This window comes from Pseudomonas salomonii, from assembly GCF_900107155.1.
GTDB classification, from domain to species: domain Bacteria; phylum Pseudomonadota; class Gammaproteobacteria; order Pseudomonadales; family Pseudomonadaceae; genus Aquipseudomonas; species Aquipseudomonas salomonii.
Window position 1 is genome coordinate 16,844 of sequence record NZ_FNOX01000019.1, and the last position, 20,157, is coordinate 37,000.

Sequence of the window (20,157 nt, forward strand, 5' to 3'; positions counted from 1 at the left end):
GGCCAAATCGCAAATTGCCGCACGAATGTGAGCTGACGCGGAACGCCCAGAGCTGCATTCCCACGCAGAGCGGGGGAACGATCTAACTAAACAACGCTTTTGCGGTCTAGAATCCGCCTACTTCTTTCCGAGGAAATCACTTCGTGAAACTGCTCCTTGCCTCGCTCGCCCTGGTTGCCGTGCCCGTCATGGCCGCCGAACCGACCCTCTACGGTCGCTACGAATACATCCAACTGCCGGAGATCGGCCAAACCTTCAAGGCCAAGATGGACACCGGTGCGCTGACCGCCTCGCTGTCGGCCCGCAACATCGAAACATTCCAGCGCGATGGCGATGACTGGGTGCGCTTCCGCCTCGGCGGCAACGACGCCAGCGACAAGGTCTATGAGCATAAAGTCTCGCGCATCAGCAAAATCAAAAGCCGCGCCGACGAGGACGACGACAAGGACGAAGCCACCGTGGCCAAGCGCCCGGTGATCGACCTGGAAATGTGCCTGGGCAACGTCAAGCGCACCGTGGAGGTCAACCTCACCGACCGCAGCAGCTTCAACTATCCGTTGCTGATCGGTGCCAAGGCCCTGCGTGAGTTCGGGGCGGCGGTAAACCCGGCCCGTCGCTACACTGCTGACAAACCGGACTGCTGATCGAGCCTATGCCGCACATCCTGATTGTCGAAGACGAAGCGGCGATAGCCGATACGCTGATCTTTGCCCTGCAAGGCGAGGGCTTCACCACCACCTGGCTGAGCCTTGGCCAGGAGGCGTTGGCCCATCAACGTCAGACGCCTGCCGACCTGATCATCCTCGACATCGGCCTGCCGGACATCAGCGGCTTTGAAACCTGCAAGCAACTGCGCCGTTTCAGCGAAGTGCCGGTGATGTTTCTCAGTGCGCGTGATGGCGAGATCGACCGCGTGGTGGGCCTGGAGATCGGCGCCGACGATTATGTGGTCAAGCCGTTCAGCCCACGGGAAGTGGCGGCGCGGGTTCGGGCGATTCTCAAGCGCGTAAGCCCAAGCGCCGCGCCGAGCGTGTTCCAGGTCGACCTGGAGCGCATGCAGATCAGTTATCGCGGCCAGGCTTTGAGCCTCACCCGGCATGAATTTCGCCTGCTGCAAAGCCTGCTGGAGCAGCCCGAGCGGGTGTTCAGCCGCGAACAATTGCTCGACGCGGTGGGCGTGCCGGCCGATGCCGGCTACGAGCGCAATATCGACAGCCATATCAAAAGCCTGCGCAGCAAACTGCGGGGCATTGCGGCGGATGCCGAGCCGATCCAGACCCATCGCGGCCTCGGCTACAGCTACAGCCCGAGCCACAGCTGATGCGCCTGGGGCTGCGGATCTTCCTGGTGTATGCGCTGTTTATCGGCCTCACCGGTTACTTTGTGCTCAACACGGTGATGAAGGAAATCCGCCCCGGCGTGCGCCAGTCCACCGAAGAAACCCTGGTGGACACGGCCAACCTGCTGGCCGAGATCCTGCGGTTGGACGTAAAGAACGGCACCCTCGGCCAAAGCCACTGGCCCGAGTTGCTCAAAGCCTATGGCAGTCGCCAGCCTGGCGCGACCATCTGGGGCCTGCCGAAAAATCAGGTTAACCACCGCATTTATGTGACCGACGCCCATGGCATCGTGCTGCTCGACTCCACGGGTGAAGCGGTGGGCCAGGACTATTCCAAGTGGAACGACGTGTATTTGACCCTGCGCGGCGAGTACGGCGCGCGTTCCACCCGCAGCGAACTGGACGATCCCACTTCGTCGGTGATGCACGTGGGCGCGCCGATCCGCGACAACGGGCAAATCATCGGCGTGGTCACGGTGGCCAAGCCCAACAGCTCGTTGCAGCCTTATGTGGATCGCACCGAGAACCGCCTGCTGTGGTACGGCGCCGGGTTGGTGGTGTTGGGCCTGCTGCTGGGTGCATTGCTGTCGTGGTGGCTGAGCGTGGCGCTGCATCGGCTCACGGCGTATGCCCAGGCGGTGAGTGAAGGGCGACGTGCCGAGTTGCCGCATTACCGAGGCGGCGAACTCAAGCAGCTGTCCACTGCCGTTGAGCACATGCGCACGCAACTGGAAGGCAAGGCCTACGTCGAGCATTACGTGCACACCCTGACCCACGAATTGAAAAGCCCGTTGGCGGCTATTCGCGGCGCGGCGGAATTGCTGCAGGGCGATATGAGCCGCGAGCAGCAGCAGCGTTTTGTCGGCAATATCGACAGCGAAAGCGCGCGCTTGCAGCAGTTGATCGAGCGGCTGCTCAACCTGGCCCAGGTGGAGCAACGCCAGGGTTTGGAAGAACAGATTCGCATGCCGTTGGCGGCTTTGGTCGACGAGGTGCTCAAGGCGCAATGTGCGCGAATCGAAGGCGCTGACCTGCAGGTGGAACAGACGATAGCGGCGGATGTGAAGGTCTTCGGTGAGCCTTTCCTGCTGCGCCAGGCGCTGGGCAACCTGCTCGATAACGCCTTGGATTTCACCCCGCCCGGCGGCACCTTGCGATTCAGCGCACAGACGCAGCACAACGACGTGCAGGTCAGTTTGTTCAACCAGGCTGCGCCGATTCCCGACTACGCCTTGCCACGCCTGAGCGAGCGTTTCTACTCGTTGCCGCGCCCGATCAGCGGGCGCAAAAGCACCGGCCTGGGGCTCAATTTTGTCGAAGAGGTGATGAAGCTGCACGGCGGCGCATTGCAGATCGGCAATGTGCACGGCGGCGTGCAGGTGGTGCTGCATCTCCACACAGTCTCCACAGTGCCCACATAAATCTCCCACAGGCGCGGTTCACGCTCTGCCCATCCAAACAGGGAGAGCCCCATGAACCGAAGCCTGCTGTTCAAACTTGGCGCCATTGCGCTGCTGATCCTGCTGTTGCTGATTCCGCTGCTGATGATTAACGGCATCATCAGCGACCGCCAGCAACTGCGCGACGGCGTGCTGATGGACATCGCCCGCAGCTCCAGCTACAGCCAACGCATTACCGGCCCGGTCATGGTGGTGCCGTACCGCAGGACCGTGCGCGAGTGGAAACTCAATGAAAAGCTCAACAAACGCTACGAGGAAACCCGTGAAGAGCGCGGCCGTCTGTATTTTCTGCCGGACCGTTTTGAACTCGACGGCAAGGTGCAAACCGAACTGCGCTCGCGCGGCATCTACCAGGCGCGACTGTTCCATGCAGACAACCGCATCAGTGGGCGTTTCGAGTTGCCGGCGCAACTGGGCATTACCGAAAACTTTGCCGATTACCGTTTCGAGCCGGCGTTTCTGGCGGTGGGTATCAGCGATATTCGTGGCATCGAAAACGCCCTGAAGCTTGAGCTGGGCAGCCAACGCCTGGCCTTCTCGCCCGGCTCGCAAGTGGACTGGTTGGGCGAGGGCGTGCATGTAACGCTGCCCGCGCAGGACAGCAAACAACCGGGCGTGGTGGACTTCGCTTTTGACCTGCGCCTGCAAGGCACCGAACAGTTGCAAGTGGTGCCGGTGGGCAAGACCAGCCAGGTGTCACTCGCCTCCAACTGGCCGCACCCAAGCTTTATCGGCAACTTCCTGCCGGCGCAACGAGAGGTCACCGCCAAGGGCTTCAGCGCCAGCTGGCAGACCTCGTTTTTCTCCACCAACCTCGAACAAGCCCTGCAAACCTGCCTGGACCGCCAGGGCTGTGAAGACTTCACCCGCCGCAGCTTTGGCGTGAACTTCATCGACCCGGTGGACCAGTACCTCAAGAGCGACCGTGCGATCAAATACGCGCTGCTGTTTATCGCCCTGACGTTTGCCGGTTTCTTCTTGTTTGAAGTGCTGAAGAACCTCGCGGTGCACCCGATTCAGTACGCATTGGTGGGCTTTGCCTTGGCGTTTTTCTACCTGCTGTTGTTGTCGTTGTCCGAACACCTGGGCTTTGCATTGGCCTACCTGATCTCGGCGAGTGCCTGTGTGTTGTTGATTGGTTTTTATGTGTGCCACGTGCTGCGCAGTGTTGTGCATGGTCTGGGCTTTTCGGCGGGGTTGGCGGCGTTGTATGGCTTGTTGTACGGGCTGTTGAGCGCTGAGGATTACGCGCTGCTGATGGGCTCGCTGTTGCTGTTTGGTTTGCTGGGTACAGTGATGGTGCTGACGCGCAAGCTGGATTGGTATGGCGTGGGTAAACGCAAGGTTCGGGAGGTGGCGCAATGATTGGGTTGCGTGAAGATCAGCAGGTGCGGGCGCAACTGGTAGCAAGGATTGCCACCTTCCTCAGCAGCACCACTCTTCAATGTGGGAGCGGGCTTGCTCGCGAAAGCGGTGTGTCAGTCACAGTAGTTCCAACAGAGCCACCGCATTCGCGAGCAAGCCCGCTCCCACAGGGAGTGTGGATGAAAGTTAGTGGGGCGGCTGGGTCTCAAGCATCGAAGGCCGTTGGCTGACCTCGGCATACCAATCGGCAAGCTTGGGGTTGCCGGCGCGCCATTGCAGGTCGGGGTGGCGAAAGTCCAGGTAACCCAGGGCGCAGGCCACGCCGATGGCGGCGATGTCGAAGTGGCTGGCCAGTTCGGCAATCGCTTCGGCTTCCAGCTCGGCGAGGGCGCGGTGGATCTTGTTGCGCTGCGCTTGCAGCCATTGGTCCCAGTGTTTTTCGACCGGGCGCATGGCGGTTTCGTAACGCACCAGCACGGCGGCATCCAAGATGCCGTCGGCCATCGAGGCGAGGGTGAGGCGGCGCCAGCGGGCCGAGCCGTCACGCGGGATCAGCGGGTTGCCGACATGCTGGTGGTCGAAGTAATCGAGGATCACCCGGCTGTCGTGCAGCACCGACCCATCGGCCAGGCGCAGGGCCGGGATCTTGCCCACGGGGTTGTCCTGCACCACCTGTGCATCGGGGTTGACCGGCGTCGGCATGCAGCCATGCAAGGCCACGCGGTCCTGCTGGCCGGTCTCGATCAGCAGCACGCGGACTTTGCGAACAAAGGGTGAAGCGGGGTTGTGAAACAAGGTCATGCTGGGCGCGGACATGGGCATTCCTCGGAAAAGGCAGGGGCTAGCCTAGAGGGATTGTGGTTGTTTTTGAAGGCCTAATCGCAGGCGAGCCAGCTCCCACCTGTTGAATTGTGAACACCGTTAAAGGTGGGAGCTGGCTTGCCTGCGATAGCGCCTTCAGCCGCGCCGCTTAAACAACCCCCAAGCCCCAATGGCAGCAGGAACACCCAACCCCACCCAACTCAACGAATCCCACAACCCGTCACCCAACAGCGCCGCAAACAACCCCGCCGCGCTGAGCAGGCCTACCCCCAGCGGAATGCCGAACACCTTCCAGAAACTCGACTGGCGCGGCTTCATGGCTTGGCCGCCTTGCGCCGCACAATCCACAGGTAAACCCCGCTGCCCAACACGATGATGGTCAGCACATCCAGCACCGCCCAGAGGATTTTCATCGGCATGCCGCCATAGTCGCCAAAGTGCAGCGGTTGGGACATGCCCATGGCGTCCATGTACCACGGCCGTTCGGCGATGGCGGTGACGGCCAGGGTGCCGGCGTCGATCAGCACCGGCGTGAGCAGGTGCGAGGTCAGATGCGTGCTGCCCTTCATGAACACCGCGTAGTGGTGTTCGCTGGAAAAGCGCGTACCGGGGAAGGCGATAAAGTCCGGCTCCATGCCGGGCGCGGCCTTGGCGGCGATGCTCAGCAATTCGGTGGCCGGTGCGCGTTGGGTCAGCGGCGGCGCGTTTTTGTACGGCTCGATCATGGCGCTGAGGCTGTCCTGGCGCCAGGCGGCGATGATCAAATCGGCGCAGGCGCTGATCACGCCGGTGACGCCCACCACCAGCGCCCAGGTCAGCGTGACCACGCCGATCAGGTTGTGCAGGTCGAGCCAGCGCAGGCGGGCGGATTTGTCTTTACGTACGGTGGCGAACTTCAACCGGCGCATAAACGGCAGGTACAGCACCGTGCCCGAGACAATTGCCACCACAAACAGAATGCCCATGAACGCCAGCAGCAACTTGCCCGGCAGCCCGGCGAACATGTCCACGTGCAAACGCAGCAGGAACAGGGTCAACCCGCCATTGGCCGCCGGGGTTTCCACGGCCTCACCGGTACGCGCATCCAGCATGAAGGTGTGGGACGAGTTGGGCTCGGTGCCGGCCGTGGCGGCCATGATCGCGATCACGCCGTTCTTGTCGTCTTCGTCCCACGCCAGGTACTGCATGGCCTCGCCGGGGCGATGGGCCAGGGCTTTGGCCACCAACTGCTCAAGGTTCAGTTGCGGCGTATCGGCAGGCATCTGTGCCAGTTCAGGCTCGTTGCCCAGCAGGTGGTCGATCTCGTGGTGAAACACCAACGGCAGGCCGGTAAGGGCGAGCAGCAGCAGGAATACCGTGCAGATCAGGCTGGTCCAGGTGTGGATGAAGGACCAGCGGCGGATGGTTTTGCTTTTCATTTTCTAGCCTTCAGACACACCGAAGCCGCCCACAGGGGCGGCCCGGTTGTTAACTCAGCCGATTACCATTGATAGGTGGCGCTGGCGACGACGCTGCGTTGGTCGCCGTAGTAGCAATAGAAACCATCGCAGGTTGAAATGTAGTCCTTGTCGAACAGGTTGGTCGCGTTGAGTTTTACCGAGGCACCTTTGAGGCTGTTGTCCAGACGGCCGAGGTCGTAGTGCACGGCCGCATCGAACACGGTGTAGGCGTCGGCCTTGCCCAACCACGTATTGCCTTGGTCGCCATAGGTATTGCCGGTGTAGCGCGCACCCAGGCCAATACCGAAGCCGTCGAGGACACCCGTGTGCCAGGTGTAATCGGTCCACAGGGTTGCTTGCTGGTTTGGCATCAGTTGCAGACGATTACCTTTGTAGTCGCCTTTTTGCACCTCGGATTTGGCCAGGGTATAGGAAGCGATAACTTTGAGGTTGTCGGTCACATCAGACACGGCTTCCAGTTCCAGGCCTTTGACCTTCACTTCACCGGTCTGGTTGGTGACTGGAATGCTGCCGGCGGTAGTGGTGGTTACCAGCACGTTTTTCTGGGTCAGGTCATACACGGCGGCACTGAGCAAAGTGTTCGAGCCCGGTGGCTGGTACTTGATACCCAGTTCCCACTGTTTGCCTTCGGTGGGTTTGTAGGACTCGGTCGCCGAGACGCTGGCATTGCTCGCCGGTTGGAAGGATTCAGCGTAGGAAATATAGGGTACGAAGCCGGAATCAAATACGTAGCTGAGTGCGGCGTTGCCGCTGAAATGTTTGATTCGGTCGGTATTGGTCGCATCTTTCTGGTTGAAGTACGTGGTGCCCTGATGCACCCAGTCTTCGCGGCCGCCCAAGGTCAGGCGCCATTGGTCAAGCGCCATCTGGTCTTGAGCGTAGAGGCCGGTCTGCACGGTTTTCTGGTTGTAGTCGTAATAAGCCCCGGAGCGAGCGGGACGAACGATGGGCTGGCCGTAGATCGGATTGTTGACGTTGGTCTTCAGGCCATCGCCGTAAATCGACAGGTAAGAGGTATCGGTGCGCTGGTGATCCAGGCCGAGCAACAGGGTGTGGGAGATGTCGCCGGTGGTGAAGTCGGCCTGGAAGTTGTTGTCCAGGGCCAATTGGCCGATGTTCTCGTCCACGTTTGTCGAGGTGCGGCCGACGTTGCCGTCTGCGTCAACCATCGTGTAGGGATACGCACCTACGGTGAGTGTCTGAAATGACAACTCCGACTTGGTGTAGCGCAGGTTCTGACGGAACTGCCAGGTGTCATTGATGCGATGCTCGAATGCATAGCCCAACGCGTAGTAGGTGCGGTCGTAGTACTCGTAATCCGGGTCGCCCAGGTTTTTGTGATGGGAAATATCACCCAGGGGTGATTTGAGCTTGGTGCCCTGGATGGGCAAAAACTGGCTGGTGGCACCGGTATCGTCACGGGTGAACTGCGACAGAAAAGTCAGCTTGGTATCCGGGTCGATATTCCAGGTCAGGCTCGGCGCAATGTTGTAGCGCTTGTTGTCGATGTGATCGATCTGGGTGTCGGCATCGCGCACCACGCCACTGAGGTCATACAGAAACTGCCCTTCATCATCGATCTTGCCGGTGCTGGCGAAGTTGATCTGGCGGTAATTGTCACTGCCGTATTGCACTTGGATGGCGCTGCTTTGTTCTTCGCTGGGACGACGGCTGACCATGTCCAGCAGGCCGCCCGGCGGCGTTTGGCCGTAGACCGACGAGGCCGGGCCACGCAGCAGGGCGAGGCGGTCGAGGTTCCAGGTTTCGGCTTTCGGGTTGGCGTACACGCCGCGTGGCAGTGGCAGGCCATCGAGGAATTGCGTGGGCTCGAAGCCGCGCACGCGCATCCAGTCGTAGCGGGTGTCGCTGCCGTAGCTGGCGGACACGATGCCGGGCATGTATTTAACCGCGTCATCCAGGTTCTGAACGTTGCGGTCCTGCATCTGCTCGCGGGTGGCGACGGAGATCGAGCGCGGCGCTTCAACCAGCGCGGTGTCGGTCTTGGTGCCGGCCGCGGTGCGCTTGGCCAGGTAGCCGTCGACGGGCCCCCAAGCGCTTTCATCGCTGCCCTGGGCAATGATGCTGGTCTCTGGCAACGCCACGACACCTTCAGGAATGGCCACCAGCGTAAACGTCCCCGCGCTGCTCTGCTCCAACTGCAACCCCGTGCCACGCAACGCCTCACGCAACGCACCCTGGGCATCGAACTGGCCTTTGACCGGTGCCGAGGTCTTGCCCGCTGCCAGCGATGGGTTAAGCGTCAGCGCCAAACCGGCCTGGCTGGCGATCTGGTTCAGGGTGCTGGCCAATGGCGCAGCCGGCAGGTTGTAGGCGCGCACGTTGCTGGCTTGCTCGGCGGCGATCAGCGCGGTGCTCGTCAGCGGGGCGCTGAGGGCAATGGCCACGGCTAACAGGCTGGGGCGCAACAAGGTGTCTAGCGTGCGGGACATGGGGCGGCTCCTGAATGAAAATATTTCTCAATTGCCTAGGTGCCGGACGAGAATCAAAAAGTGATAGGGCTGGGTGGAAATATTTTTGCTCTGAAGCGTTATGGTGTTTTTGAGGACCTCTTCGCGAGCAAGCCCGCTCCCACAGTTGACCGCGTTTTTCCAGTTAGAACACGGTCAACTGTGGGAGCGGGCTTGCTCGCGAAGGCGATCGCCCAGGCGCTGAAAAACCTAAGGCTTACCCTTCACCGTCACCCACCACGGCGTGTGCTGCTCGATCTGCACCGGCAGGGTCGGCAGCAGGGCGTTGAGCGCCAGCGTGGTGTCGTGCAGCGGGAAGCTGCCGGTGATGCGCAGGTCGGCCACGTTTTTGTCCACGCCCAGGTAGCCGGTGCGATAGCGGCCAAGTTCGGCAACCACATCGCCCAGGCGGGCGTTGTCGACCACCAGCATGCCGCGCGTCCAGGCGTCTGCGGCGGGTGTGAGCACCAGCGCAGGGCCGAGGCCGTCGCTGCGCATCAGCACTTGCTGGCCTTGCTTGAAAATCTGTTCCTGATGCAGCGCCTCAGGCTGGGCGGCCACAGCAGATTGCAGCACGCTCAGGCGCGTGGCGTCGTCTTCGCGCCTGACGATAAACCGCGTGCCCAGGGCGCGCAGGCTGCCGTCGCGGGTTTGCACGTAGAACGGCCGCGCATCGTTGTGGCCGGTTTCGACCAGGATTTCGCCTTCCTGCAACACGATCAATCGGCGTTTTTCATCAAAGCGCACGTCGATGGCGCTGTGGGTGTTGAGGTTGATCAGCGTGCCGTCGGCCAGCTTCAGCGTGCGTTGTTCGCCGGTGGCCGTGCGTTGGTCGGCCAGCCAATAGTGGATGGGCACGTAACGTTCACCGGCAAACAGCGCGAGGCCAATCACCAGCGCGATGCTGGCCAAACCACTGCCCAACTTGCGCACGCGCTGGCGAATGCCTTGGCGTGACTGCAACAACGCCGCCCGCGCCGGGCCCGAGGCCAGGCTGAAACGCTGGTCGAGCATGCCCAGCTGGCGCCAGGCGCGCGCGTGTTCTTCATCGCTGGCCAGCCATTTGCCGAACTCTTCTTGTTCCACAGCGCTGCCGTCGCCCGAGCCCAGCGACAGTTGCCAGGCAATCGCCGCATCCAGCACACGGGCGGTGACCGGTTTGGCGCCGGTCACAGCGGCTCGCCATACAGCGCGATGTAGCACTGGCGAATGCCCTGGGCCAGGTACTGGCGCACACGCGGCACCGACACGCCAAGGCGCTGGGCGATTTCGGCGTGGCCCAGGCCGTCGAGGCGGTTATAGAGGAAGGCGGCGCGGGCCTTGCTCGACAGTTTGCCGAGCAGGCGGTCGATGGCCTTGAGGTCTTCGAGGATCAGTTGCTGTTGTTCGGGCGAAGGGTGTTCGCTTTCCGGGATCAGCATCAGTTCGGTGAGGTAGGCCTGTTCCAGTGCCGCGCGGCGGAAGTAGTCGAACAGCAAGCCTTTGGCGATGGCCACCAGAAACGCGCGCGGCTCGCGGGGTTCGCGCAGTTCGTCGCGGCCCAGCAGGCGCATGAAGGTGTCCTGGCTCAGGTCTTCGGCGCGGCTCGGGCAGGCCACATTGCGTCGCAGCCACGCCAATAGCCAGCCACGATGGTCGCGATACAACGCGCCAACAAGCTGACTGTGTGGGGTTTGGACCGACGACAAGGCATCACCGAATAAACAAGGGGTTTAAACTAACGAGAATTATTCGCGATTGTGTCAGAGGCCGGGAGTGGGCGCAATTGGCGTCTGTCGGACGATCGTTCCCACGCTCTGCGTGGGAATGCCTCCTGGGACGCTTCGCGTTTCGCTAGAAAGAGGGTGTTTGTTTGCGCCGTGTCCATTGGCTCAAGCGCTCTTGCAGCGCCTGTGGGCTGTCGATTCCCTGTTGGCGCGCACGGCTGAACAGGATGAGCATCAGCTCTGCCGTGGCCAATGCATCGGCGCTGGCGTGATGGCGTTCGCCCACGTGCAGCTTGAAGTGGCTGATCCAGTCATCGAGCCCGGCTTCACGGATATTCGCGTCGGGGCACAACAGCGGGGCGATGTCGGCGACATCAAGGAACGGGTGGGTCAACCGATAACCCAGGCTGTCCTTGAGCGCCCGGCACAGCATGTGTTGGTCGAACGGCGCATGGAACGCCAGCAACGGGCTGTCGCCGACAAAGGCCATAAAATCCAGCAAGGCTTCGGCCGGGTCGCTGCCGGCGGCAATCGCACTGGGGCCGAGGCCGTGGATCAACACGCTGGGGCCAACCTTGGTGTTGGCCCGTAGCAGGGTGCGCTCGAACATCTGCGAAAAATCCACTGCGCCATCCTCGATGATCACTGCACCGATGGACAGCACCTGGTCGCGGTTGAGGTTCAGGCCGCTGGTTTCCAGGTCGACCACCACCCAGCGTTGCCTGCGTAAAGACCCGTCGCCCAAGGCTGCGGGCCTGGGCAAGTGCGCCAGGCGCTGCTGTTGGGTTGCGTCGAGCCCGGGTTTTTTCTTACGCAGCCAACCGAACAGGCTCACAGCTGATACCGCAGCGTCAGGCTGCTTTGCAGGCGTTGGGCCTGGCGCAGGGATTCGCGCAGGATGCGCCGGTCCAGGTGGTTGAGGCTGTCGGGGTCGACACGGTTGGAATACGGCAGGTTCTCGCGGGTTTGCAGCTGATGCTGCTGCATGCGCGTTTGCTGGATAAAGTGATACGCCTCCTCATAGGCGGCGCCGTCCAGCGGTTCGATGACCTCCTTGGCCACCAGTTGGCGCAGGCGCTCCAGGGTGTTGTTGGTGTGAATACCATTGGCCAGGGCCAACAGGCGTGCGCCATCCACAAAAGGTGTAAGGCCCTGCACCTTGAGGTCGAGCGTGGCCTTTTCGGTGCCTTTGCGCGTCAGCACAAAGTCGCGGAAACGCCCGACCGGCGGGCGCTGGCGCAAGGCATTCTCGGCCAGCATACGTTGGAACAAGCGGTTATCGGCCACCTGATCCAGAATGCCCTGGCGCAGTTGCTCACACCCGCGCTCGTCGCCCCACACCACGCGCAAGTCGAAATAGATGCTTGAGCCCAGCAGGTTCTCCGGCGTGGCTTCGCGGATAAAGGCACCAAAGCGCCGCGCCCATTCAGCCCGCGACAGGCACAGCTCGGGGTTGCCGGCCATGATATTGCCCTTGCACAGGCTGAAGCCGCACAGCGCCAGGCTTTGGTTGATCTGCTGCGCCAGTGGCAGCAGGCGGCCGCGGATCTCGGCGGCTTCGGCGGCGTCCGTGGCTTCGAACAGGATGCCGTTGTCCTGGTCGGTAAACAGGGTTTGTTCACGGCGCCCTTCGCTGCCGAAACACAGCCAGCTGAAGGGCACGCCAGGGTCGCCTTTGTCGGCCAGGGTCAGTTCGATCACTCGGCACACGGTGTGGTCGTTGAGCAGGGTAATGATGTGGGTGATCTGGGTGGACGACGCACCATGGGCCAGCATGCGTTCCACCAGTTGGCCGATCTCGCCGCGAATCACCACCAGGTTTTCCACTCGAGGCGCGTTGCGGATGGTGCGGGCCAGGTGCACCAGGTCGACCCGTTGCAGAGAAAACAGGTCGCGCTCGGACACCACGCCACACAGGCGCTGGTCTTTTACCAGGCACACATGGGCGATATGCCGCTCGGTCATGGCGATGGCCGCGTCGAAGGCGCTGTGGTCCGGGCTTAAAAAGAACGGCGCCTGGGTCATATGGCCGGCGATGGCTTGATTGAAGTCGCTGGTGCCGTCGGCGACCACCTGGCGCAGGTCGCGCAAGGTGAAAATCCCCAGCGGCGCCTTGTGCGCATCGACGATCACGATGCTGCCCACTTGTTGCTCATGCATCAGCGTCACCGCTTCGCGCAGGGGCGTGGTCGGGCTGCAGGTGACCGGATGGCGCATGGCCAATTCACCCAGGCGGGTGTTCAGCGAATACTGGGTGCCCAGGGTTTCCACGGCCTTTTGCTGCACCTGCTGGTTGACCTGATCCAGCAGGCTGCTGACACCGCGCAGGGCAAAATCGCGAAACGGGCTGGAAAGGGCGAACAGCTTGATAAACGCCGGCTTGTTCAGTTGCAGGCAAAAGGTGTCTTCGGCGGCTTTGTGCTCGGTGCGGGTGGCACGCTCACCCAGCAACGCGGCGAGGGGGAAGCACTCGCCGGTGGTGATTTCGAAGGTGGCTTGCGTCGAGTCCGGCCGTTCGCCGACGACGCGGCCCTGCTTGACGATATAGAAGTGCTCCACCGGCCCGCCGGACGGTTTGAGAATGCTGTCGCCGGGGCCGTAGAAGCGCAGTTGGCACTGTTCGACCAAAAACGCCAGGTGGGCGTTTTCCATCTGGTTAAACGGAGGGAAGCGTTGCAGGAATTGCAAAGTGCCGTGGATGTTCTGCAACACGGCGGTTTTTCCCGCCTGCGTGAAAGCATCAGCTTTACTCATAACAGTGACCGCAGTTTTTTTGTCGTTATCGTCCTGCATGGTCGACTCCCGCGCGGCGGGTGCCCATTGGACGTAAGTCTAGGTCTCGGTAAAACCCACCACAACTAGGGAAAAACCTTACATGACTATCGTCCAAACCCCGTAGAACGCCCACTAGGCAAACTTTCCGACGAAGTGCACATTGTTCGCCCTTCCGCAGATGTCTGACGAGTGTGCTGGGAGCTTGAATAGAACTGCTGAGAAACGTATGTCCGACCACGATATTTTGAGTGATGCCGAGCGCGAGGCGCTGAGCGCCGTGATGCTGGAGCCCGATCTGCCGCCACAACGGGTGCTGATTGTCGATGACGACAAGGACGCACGTGAATTGCTGGCAGAAATTCTGGGCCTGGACGGCATTCGCTGCATGACCGCCGCCAGTGGTGAGGCAGCGTGGGATTTGTTGAGCTCCAGCAGTTCCATCGGTTTGCTGATCACCGATTTGCGCATGGCGCCGAGCAACGGCCTGCAATTGATTCGCAAGGTGCGCGATTCAACCCGTGCCGCGTTGCCGATCATCATCATGTCGGGGGACGCGGAAGCGCCGGATGTGATCGATGCGATGCATTTGAGCGTGGTGGATTTTTTGCTCAAGCCAATTGATAGCGTGAAGTTGGCGAAGATGGTCAAGCGCGAGTTGGGGATGGCTCAATAACTGCCGTTTATCTTTTTTTATTTGAACTGTCAGTTCTCACAGTAGGCAAGCAGGTGGGCGGGTTGTTTACTTGGCCGGAGAGTTCTGGTTTTCAGCCAGGACCTTACATCCTCCACAGGAGCTCGTTATGCCTATTAAAAAGTCTAATGATCAAGCAAGTAGCGATGACGCAAGTGTTCTAATTCTCAGGGATGGAAAGGCACGCCTTGTAAAGCCTTCTAATCTGAGAGCAAGTCTGAGAGATTTTTCGGTCATCACCGACGGGGCGGGTTCGTTGACAGCTGAGTACGGGAATACGCTGTTTCCACGCGAGGCAGCGTATGAATTCAGCTTCCCGCGAGATATAGATAAGCATCGAGGAAACATCGATTATAGAGACGAGTCGGGTAATTATTTTATTGCTCCTGCGTCCGGGAAATTTATGGTTATTTCCAAAGACGCGGGTTCCCCGAATACGTATACAAATTATATTACCTACATGAATTTGACGTTTGTCCATGAGGAGATGGAAGTTACGATTAACGGTACAGGAGAAGCCACGTTTGTGTTTGCGTGATTACCCGCCTGATAAGAACAAAGCCCTGATCTTACGAACAGGGCTTTGTTTTGTTCAGCGTTTAATCAAAGCCCGTTCTTGGCTTTGAACTCACGACGCCTGCGATGCAACACAGGCTCCGTATACCCGTTCGGCTGCTTGGTCCCTTCAATCACCAACTCCACCGCCGCCTGGAACGCGATGTTGCTGTCGAAGTCCGGTGCCAGCGGGCGATATAACGCATCCCCGGCATTTTGACGGTCCACCACCGGCGCCATGCGCTTGAGGCTTTCCATCACCTGGGCTTCGTTGACGATGCCGTGGCGCAACCAGTTGGCGATGTGCTGGCTGGAGATGCGCAGGGTGGCGCGGTCTTCCATCAGGCCCACATCGTTGATGTCCGGCACTTTCGAGCAGCCGACGCCCTGGTCGATCCAACGGACGACATAGCCGAGGATGCCCTGGGCATTGTTGTCCAGCTCGTTGCGGATTTCTTCTTCGGACCAATCGGTGTTGCTGGCCAGAGGGATGGTCAGAATGTCGTCCACCGAGGCGCGTTCGCGCTTGGCCAACTCGGCCTGACGGGCGAACACATCAACCTTGTGGTAGTGCAGGGCGTGCAGCGCAGCTGCCGTCGGCGATGGCACCCAGGCGGTGTTGGCGCCGGCCAATGGGTGGGCGATTTTCTGCTCAAGCATCGCCGCCATCAGGTCGGGCATGGCCCACATGCCTTTACCGATCTGCGCACGACCTTGCAGGCCGGTGCTCAAGCCGATATCGACGTTCCAATTTTCGTAGGCGCCGATCCATTTTTCCGCCTTCATGGCAGCTTTACGCACCATCGCGCCGGCTTCCATGGAGGTGTGGATTTCATCGCCGGTGCGGTCGAGGAAGCCGGTGTTGATAAACACCACACGCTCGCTCGCCGCCTTGATGCAGGCCTTGAGGTTGACCGTGGTGCGGCGCTCCTCGTCCATGATCCCGACTTTCAGCGTATTACGCGGCAGGTTCAACACGTCTTCGATGCGGCCGAACAGCTCATTGGTAAACGCGGCTTCTTCGGGGCCGTGCATCTTCGGTTTAACGATGTACACGGAGCCGGTACGGCTGTTCTTGCGGCTGCTGTTGCCGTTGAGGCTGTGGATCGCCGCCAGGCTGGTGAGCAGGCCGTCGAGGATGCCTTCCGGCACTTCGTTGCCGTCTTTATCCAGGATCGCGTCGATGGTCATCAAGTGGCCAACGTTGCGCACGAACAACAGCGAACGGCCGTGCAGGGTCACGTCCTGGCCATCCGCGCCGGTGTAGACACGGTCGGCGTTCATGGTACGGGTAAAGGTCTTGCCGCCCTTGGCCACTTCCTCGGCCAGGTCGCCCTTCATCAGGCCGAGCCAGTTGCGGTAGATCACCACTTTGTCATCGGCATCCACGGCGGCGACGGAGTCTTCGCAGTCCATGATGGTGGTCAGCGCGGCTTCCATCAGCACGTCTTTGACGCCGGCGGCGTCGGTCTGGCCGACGGGGGTGCTGGCGTCGATCTGGATTTCGAAGTGCAGGCCGTTGTGTTTAAGCAGGATCGCAATCGGCTCGGCCGCAGGGCCCTGGAAGCCGATCAGCTGTGCATCGTCGCGCAGGCCGCTGTTGCTGCCGCCCTTGAGGCTGACGATGAGCTTGCCATCCACCATCTTGTAACCGGTGGAGTCGACGTGGCTGCCGGCGGTGAGCGGCGCGGCTTCGTCGAGGAAAGCACGGGCGAAGGCAATGACCTTGTCGCCACGCACTTTGTTGTAACCCTTGCCCTTCTCGGCGCCGTCGGCTTCGCTGATGGCATCGGTGCCATACAGCGCGTCGTACAGCGAGCCCCAGCGGGCATTGGAGGCGTTGAGGGCAAAGCGGGCATTCATGACCGGCACGACCAGCTGCGGGCCGGCCATACGGGCGATTTCGTCGTCGACGTTTTGGGTCGAGGCCTGGAAGTCTGCGGCTTCCGGCAGCAGGTAGCCGATATCTTGCAGGAAGGCTTTGTAAGCCACTGGGTCGTGGGCCTTGCCGGCGTGGGTCTGGTGCCAGGTGTCGATCCGCGCCTGGAAATCATCGCGTTTGGCGAGTAGGGCTTTGTTCTTCGGTGCCAGGTCGTGGATGACCTTGTCGGCGCCGGCCCAGAACTGGTCGGCAGTAATGCCGGTGCCGGGAATGGCTTCGTTGTTCACGAAGTCGAACAGGACTTTGGCGACCTGCAGGCCACCGACTTGAACGTGTTCAGTCATTGCTTGCCTCACTCTGCGGAGCTTATGCGCTGTTTCAGATTTTCATTATGTAGTGCACGGTTGGGCATACTACATGATGACTTGCGGTTGTGAAAATTAGACTAAATACGTCGTTTAGCGACTCATTTTGGTCGTACGGTCACAGCGGAGAATCGGATGTTCTCAAAAAACTATTGGATTGTTCCAGATAAATATAAAAATGGTACACGATTTGTTCCTGGCCACTTCTCCAGGCCTTGGCTGTGTGTGGGAGCGGGCTTGCCCGCGATAGCGATAGCTCAGCCAACCGATGTGTAACTGACAGGCCCCATCGCGGCAAGCCCGCTCCCACAGGGTGTGTGCCTATAATCGATGATCAACCCACCGAGGGCTTCGCCATGGACCATCTTGTACTCACTATTATCGCCGCCGACAAACCCGGCCTGGTTGAACGCATCGCGCAGAACATTGCTGCCCACGGCGGCAACTGGCTGGAAAGCCGCATGGCGCACATGGCCGGGCAGTTTGCCGGGATCTTGCGGGTCAGTGTGCCGACGGAACAGCGTCAGGCGCTGGTGGGGGCGCTGGAGGACTTATCCACACACGGAATCCGTGTGCTGGTGGGCGAGGGCAGCAGCGGGCAGGCCTCGGCGTCCAAATCGATCATGATGACGCTGGTAGGCAATGACCGCGCGGGCATCGTGCGCGAAATCACAGCGCTGCTGAGCAAGCAAGGCGTGAACCTGGCCAGCCTGAGCACGGATGTACGTCCGGCGCCCATGAGCGGTGATCCACTGTTCAGTGCCGAAGCGCTGCTGCAAGTGCCGACCGCGTTGTCCCTGGATACCCTGCAGCTGTCCCTGGAAACCTTGGCCGATGATTTGATGGTGGAACTGCACCACGAGGAATAATCGGTCCACTGGGTTATGCATGGAAATCTTGCATGGGCCTGTGGATAACCTGTAGAGACCCGGCGCCAGGCCAAGCTGACCGGGCCTCTTCGTCGGTTGAGCAAAAAACGAGCAGTTTCAAGGGCTTGTGCACAAATGGCGGGGATCAGGCTGTGGATAACCTTGGGGTGAATGCCTGCAAGCCACGTGCACTGTGGCTTGCAGAGGTTTGTACGTTATTTGATCAGCGTTTGCGCACCGTCAGCCAGGCATCCAGGCTGTAGACCACCAGGCCTGCCCAGATGAACGCGAAGGCAATCAGCGTGCTGGTCGCCAGGTGTTCGCCGAACAGCAGCACCGCTTCCAGCAGTACCAGCGTCGGCGCCACGTACTGCAGAAAGCCCAGCGCGGTGTAGGGCAGATGCCGTGCGGCGGCGTTGAAGCACACCAGCGGGATCAGCGTCACCGGGCCTGCGGCCACCAGCCACCAGGCTTCGGAAGTGCTCCAAAACTCAAGCTGCGCACTATGGGCCGACGGGTTGAACAACAACCAGGCGACGGCGATCGGCACCAGCATCCAGGTTTCCACCACCAGCCCCGGCAGCGCCTTGACCGGCGCCTGTTTGCGGATCAAACCGTAGAAGCCGAAAGTCAGCGCCAGCACCAGTGACACCCACGGCAAACTGCCGACTTGCCACACTTGCTGCGCCACACCCACCGCCGCCAGCCCGACGGCGATCCATTGCAGGCGGCGCAGGCGCTCGCCCAGGATCAGCATGCCGAGCAGCACATTCACCAACGGGTTGATGTAGTAACCCAGGCTCGCTTCCAGCATGCGCCCGCTGTTCACCGACCACACGTAGGTCAGCCAGTTGGCCGCAATCAATGAGCCGCTGAGTGCCAGAATCGCCAGACGCTTGGGGTTGTCACGCAGTTCGCGGAACCAGCCGGGGTGCTTCCACACCATCAGCAGCAAACCGCCGAACAGCGCCGACCACAACACGCGGTGCACGATGATTTCGGCGGCGGGAACACTGGCGATGGCTTTGAAATAAAGTGGGAACAGACCCCAGATGACATAGGCACTCAGGCCCAGGATGTACCCCTTGCGGGGGTTGGCGGCGTGCATTGCAGAATCCTTGCTCAGGCAGCTTACAAAGCGCGATTGTAAGGATTTTTGTCAGGCAATGGGATGATCGTTCCTACGCTCTGCGTGGGAATGCCGTGTTGGACGCTCTGCGTCCGCAGTTGAGGTGCGTGACGCGGAGCGTCACAGGATGCATTCCCACGCGGAGCGTGGGGACGATCGGTAGTCAGAAGAGTTTCAGGGGTTCTTCATTGAGCGCCGACAGTTGCTCGCGCAACGCCAACACCTGGTCGCCCCAATACCGCTCGCTGCCGAACCACGGGAAGCTGTGGGGGAACGCCGGGTCATCCCAGCGGCGGGCCAGCCAGGCGCTGTAATGCATCAGGCGCAAGGCGCGCAGGGGTTCGATCAAGGCCAGTTCGCGTGGGTCGAAGTCGTGGAACTCCTGATAGCCGTCCATCAATTCCGACAATTGGCCCAGGCATTCCTGGCGGTCACCGGCGAGCATCATCCACAGGTCCTGCACGGCCGGGCCCATGCGGCAGTCATCCAGGTCGACGATGTGGAACATCTCGTCGCGGCACATCATGTTGCCGGGGTGGCAGTCGCCGTGCATGCGGATGTTCTTGTGTGGCGTGGCCTTGTACACCTCTTCCACACGCTTGAGCAGGTCGCGGGCGACCGACTCGTAAGCGGGCAACAGGCTCTTGGGAATGAAATTGCCTTCGAGCAAGGTGTTGAGGGAATCGTGACCGAAGTTCTTCACGCCCAAGGCTTCACGGTGTTCAAACGGGCGGGTGGAACCCACGGCGTGCAAGCGCCCGAGCAATTGCCCAAGGCGATACAGCTGGTCGAGATTACCCGGCTCCGGCGCCCGGCCGCCACGGCGTGGGAACAGGGTGAAGCGAAAACCCGCATGTTCGAACAGGCTTTCGCCGTTGTGGACCAGCGGCGCAACCACCGGCACTTCACACTCGGCCAGTTCGAAGGTGAAGCGGTGTTCTTCCAGGATCGCTTCGTTGGTCCAGCGTTGCGGGCGGTAGAACTTGGCGATCAGCGGCTCGGAGTCTTCGATGCCCACCTGATACACACGGTTTTCGTAGCTGTTGAGCGCCAACACGCGCGCATCGCTGAGGAAGCCGATACTTTCGACGGCGTCGAGTACTAAATCAGGGGTGAGTGTTTCAAACGGGTGGGCCATGCGAACTCCTGCGCGCAGCAGGGCGCCGCGTCCGGCCGGGTATGGTAACAGCATAGCCAGGTGGTGGCTGTTGTGGCGAGCGGGTTTGCCCCGCGTTGGAGTGCGCAGCGCTCCCGCTGTTTTGGGGCTGCTG

At 60.9% G+C, this 20,157-nt stretch carries 18 protein-coding genes; 7 read left to right on the forward strand and 11 right to left on the reverse strand.

Translation table 11 applies throughout. The annotated features are described in order from the left end of the window. The first annotated feature begins 143 nt into the window (after positions 1-143). Genes rloA2 through creD form a run of 4 tightly spaced genes read left to right on the forward strand, consistent with a single transcriptional unit; the run spans position 144 to position 4,164 of the window. Complete coding sequence (gene rloA2, locus BLV67_RS30150) at positions 144-644, forward strand: retropepsin-like aspartic peptidase RloA2 (RefSeq protein ID WP_069787010.1); 501 nt, start codon at positions 144-146, stop codon at positions 642-644. 8 nt (positions 645-652) lie between these two features. Next, complete coding sequence (gene creB / locus BLV67_RS30155; protein ID WP_069787011.1) at positions 653-1,321, forward strand: two-component system response regulator CreB; 669 nt, start codon at positions 653-655, stop codon at positions 1,319-1,321. Continuing rightward, the gene (creC, locus tag BLV67_RS30160) at positions 1,321-2,760 is read left to right on the forward strand and encodes a two-component system sensor histidine kinase CreC (RefSeq protein ID WP_065929426.1); all 1,440 of its coding nucleotides are present in this window, start codon (positions 1,321-1,323) and stop codon (positions 2,758-2,760) included. Before creB ends, creC begins: the two co-directional genes overlap by 1 nt. 51 nt (positions 2,761-2,811) lie before the next feature. Next, the gene (gene creD / locus BLV67_RS30165; protein ID WP_069787012.1) at positions 2,812-4,164 is read left to right on the forward strand and encodes a cell envelope integrity protein CreD; all 1,353 of its coding nucleotides are present in this window, start codon (positions 2,812-2,814) and stop codon (positions 4,162-4,164) included. Between the two features lie 186 nt (positions 4,165-4,350). Here creD and BLV67_RS30170 read toward each other — a convergent pair whose 3' ends face one another. From BLV67_RS30170 to BLV67_RS30205, 8 genes are all read right to left on the reverse strand, one after another. Then, complete coding sequence (locus BLV67_RS30170; RefSeq protein WP_065929424.1) at positions 4,351-4,980, reverse strand: glutathione S-transferase; 630 nt, start codon at positions 4,978-4,980, stop codon at positions 4,351-4,353. 141 nt (positions 4,981-5,121) lie between these two features. Then, a complete protein-coding gene (locus BLV67_RS30175; RefSeq protein ID WP_065929423.1) occupies positions 5,122-5,304 on the reverse strand; it encodes a hypothetical protein in 183 nt (60 codons plus the stop codon). Then, on the reverse strand, positions 5,301-6,404 hold the full coding sequence (locus tag BLV67_RS30180; RefSeq protein ID WP_069787013.1) for a PepSY-associated TM helix domain-containing protein: 1,104 nt from the start codon (positions 6,402-6,404) through the stop codon (positions 5,301-5,303). The genes BLV67_RS30175 and BLV67_RS30180 overlap by 4 nt, the downstream gene beginning before the upstream one ends. 62 nt (positions 6,405-6,466) lie before the next feature. Then, positions 6,467-8,896, reverse strand: coding sequence for a TonB-dependent siderophore receptor (locus tag BLV67_RS30185; RefSeq protein ID WP_069787014.1), 2,430 nt, complete (start codon positions 8,894-8,896; stop codon positions 6,467-6,469). Positions 8,897-9,124: 228 nt separating this feature from the next. Next, on the reverse strand, positions 9,125-10,087 hold the full coding sequence (locus BLV67_RS30190) for a FecR domain-containing protein (RefSeq protein WP_069787015.1): 963 nt from the start codon (positions 10,085-10,087) through the stop codon (positions 9,125-9,127). Beyond that, on the reverse strand, positions 10,084-10,602 hold the full coding sequence (locus BLV67_RS30195) for an RNA polymerase sigma factor (RefSeq protein WP_065929419.1): 519 nt from the start codon (positions 10,600-10,602) through the stop codon (positions 10,084-10,086). Before BLV67_RS30195 ends, BLV67_RS30190 begins: the two co-directional genes overlap by 4 nt. Positions 10,603-10,747: 145 nt before the next feature. Beyond that, positions 10,748-11,455: a 3'-5' exonuclease gene (locus BLV67_RS30200; RefSeq protein ID WP_065929418.1), complete on the reverse strand. Its 708-nt coding sequence runs from the start codon at positions 11,453-11,455 to the stop codon at positions 10,748-10,750. Then, complete coding sequence (locus tag BLV67_RS30205; protein WP_170875832.1) at positions 11,452-13,374, reverse strand: putative nucleotidyltransferase substrate binding domain-containing protein; 1,923 nt, start codon at positions 13,372-13,374, stop codon at positions 11,452-11,454. Before BLV67_RS30205 ends, BLV67_RS30200 begins: the two co-directional genes overlap by 4 nt. Before the next feature lie 247 nt (positions 13,375-13,621). Between BLV67_RS30205 and BLV67_RS30210 the strand changes: the two genes are divergently transcribed. Beyond that, on the forward strand, positions 13,622-14,068 hold the full coding sequence (locus BLV67_RS30210; protein ID WP_065929416.1) for a response regulator: 447 nt from the start codon (positions 13,622-13,624) through the stop codon (positions 14,066-14,068). Positions 14,069-14,195: 127 nt separating this feature from the next. After that, positions 14,196-14,624: a hypothetical protein gene (locus BLV67_RS30215; RefSeq protein ID WP_069787016.1), complete on the forward strand. Its 429-nt coding sequence runs from the start codon at positions 14,196-14,198 to the stop codon at positions 14,622-14,624. Between the two features lie 65 nt (positions 14,625-14,689). Here BLV67_RS30215 and BLV67_RS30220 read toward each other — a convergent pair whose 3' ends face one another. Further along, positions 14,690-16,867 (reverse strand): malate synthase G, encoded by a 2,178-nt coding sequence (locus BLV67_RS30220; protein WP_065929414.1) that lies wholly within the window; start codon positions 16,865-16,867, stop codon positions 14,690-14,692. Positions 16,868-17,244: 377 nt separating this feature from the next. Between BLV67_RS30220 and BLV67_RS30225 the strand changes: the two genes are divergently transcribed. After that, positions 17,245-17,757: a glycine cleavage system transcriptional repressor gene (locus tag BLV67_RS30225; RefSeq protein ID WP_065929413.1), complete on the forward strand. Its 513-nt coding sequence runs from the start codon at positions 17,245-17,247 to the stop codon at positions 17,755-17,757. Positions 17,758-17,980: 223 nt separating this feature from the next. Here the strand turns inward: BLV67_RS30225 and rarD are convergent, their stop codons facing one another. Next, the gene (rarD, locus tag BLV67_RS30230) at positions 17,981-18,865 is read right to left on the reverse strand and encodes an EamA family transporter RarD (RefSeq protein ID WP_017138019.1); all 885 of its coding nucleotides are present in this window, start codon (positions 18,863-18,865) and stop codon (positions 17,981-17,983) included. A gap of 184 nt (positions 18,866-19,049) precedes the next feature. Further along, the gene (locus BLV67_RS30235) at positions 19,050-20,024 is read right to left on the reverse strand and encodes a serine/threonine protein kinase (RefSeq protein WP_056857817.1); all 975 of its coding nucleotides are present in this window, start codon (positions 20,022-20,024) and stop codon (positions 19,050-19,052) included. Positions 20,025-20,157: the final 133 nt, after the last annotated feature.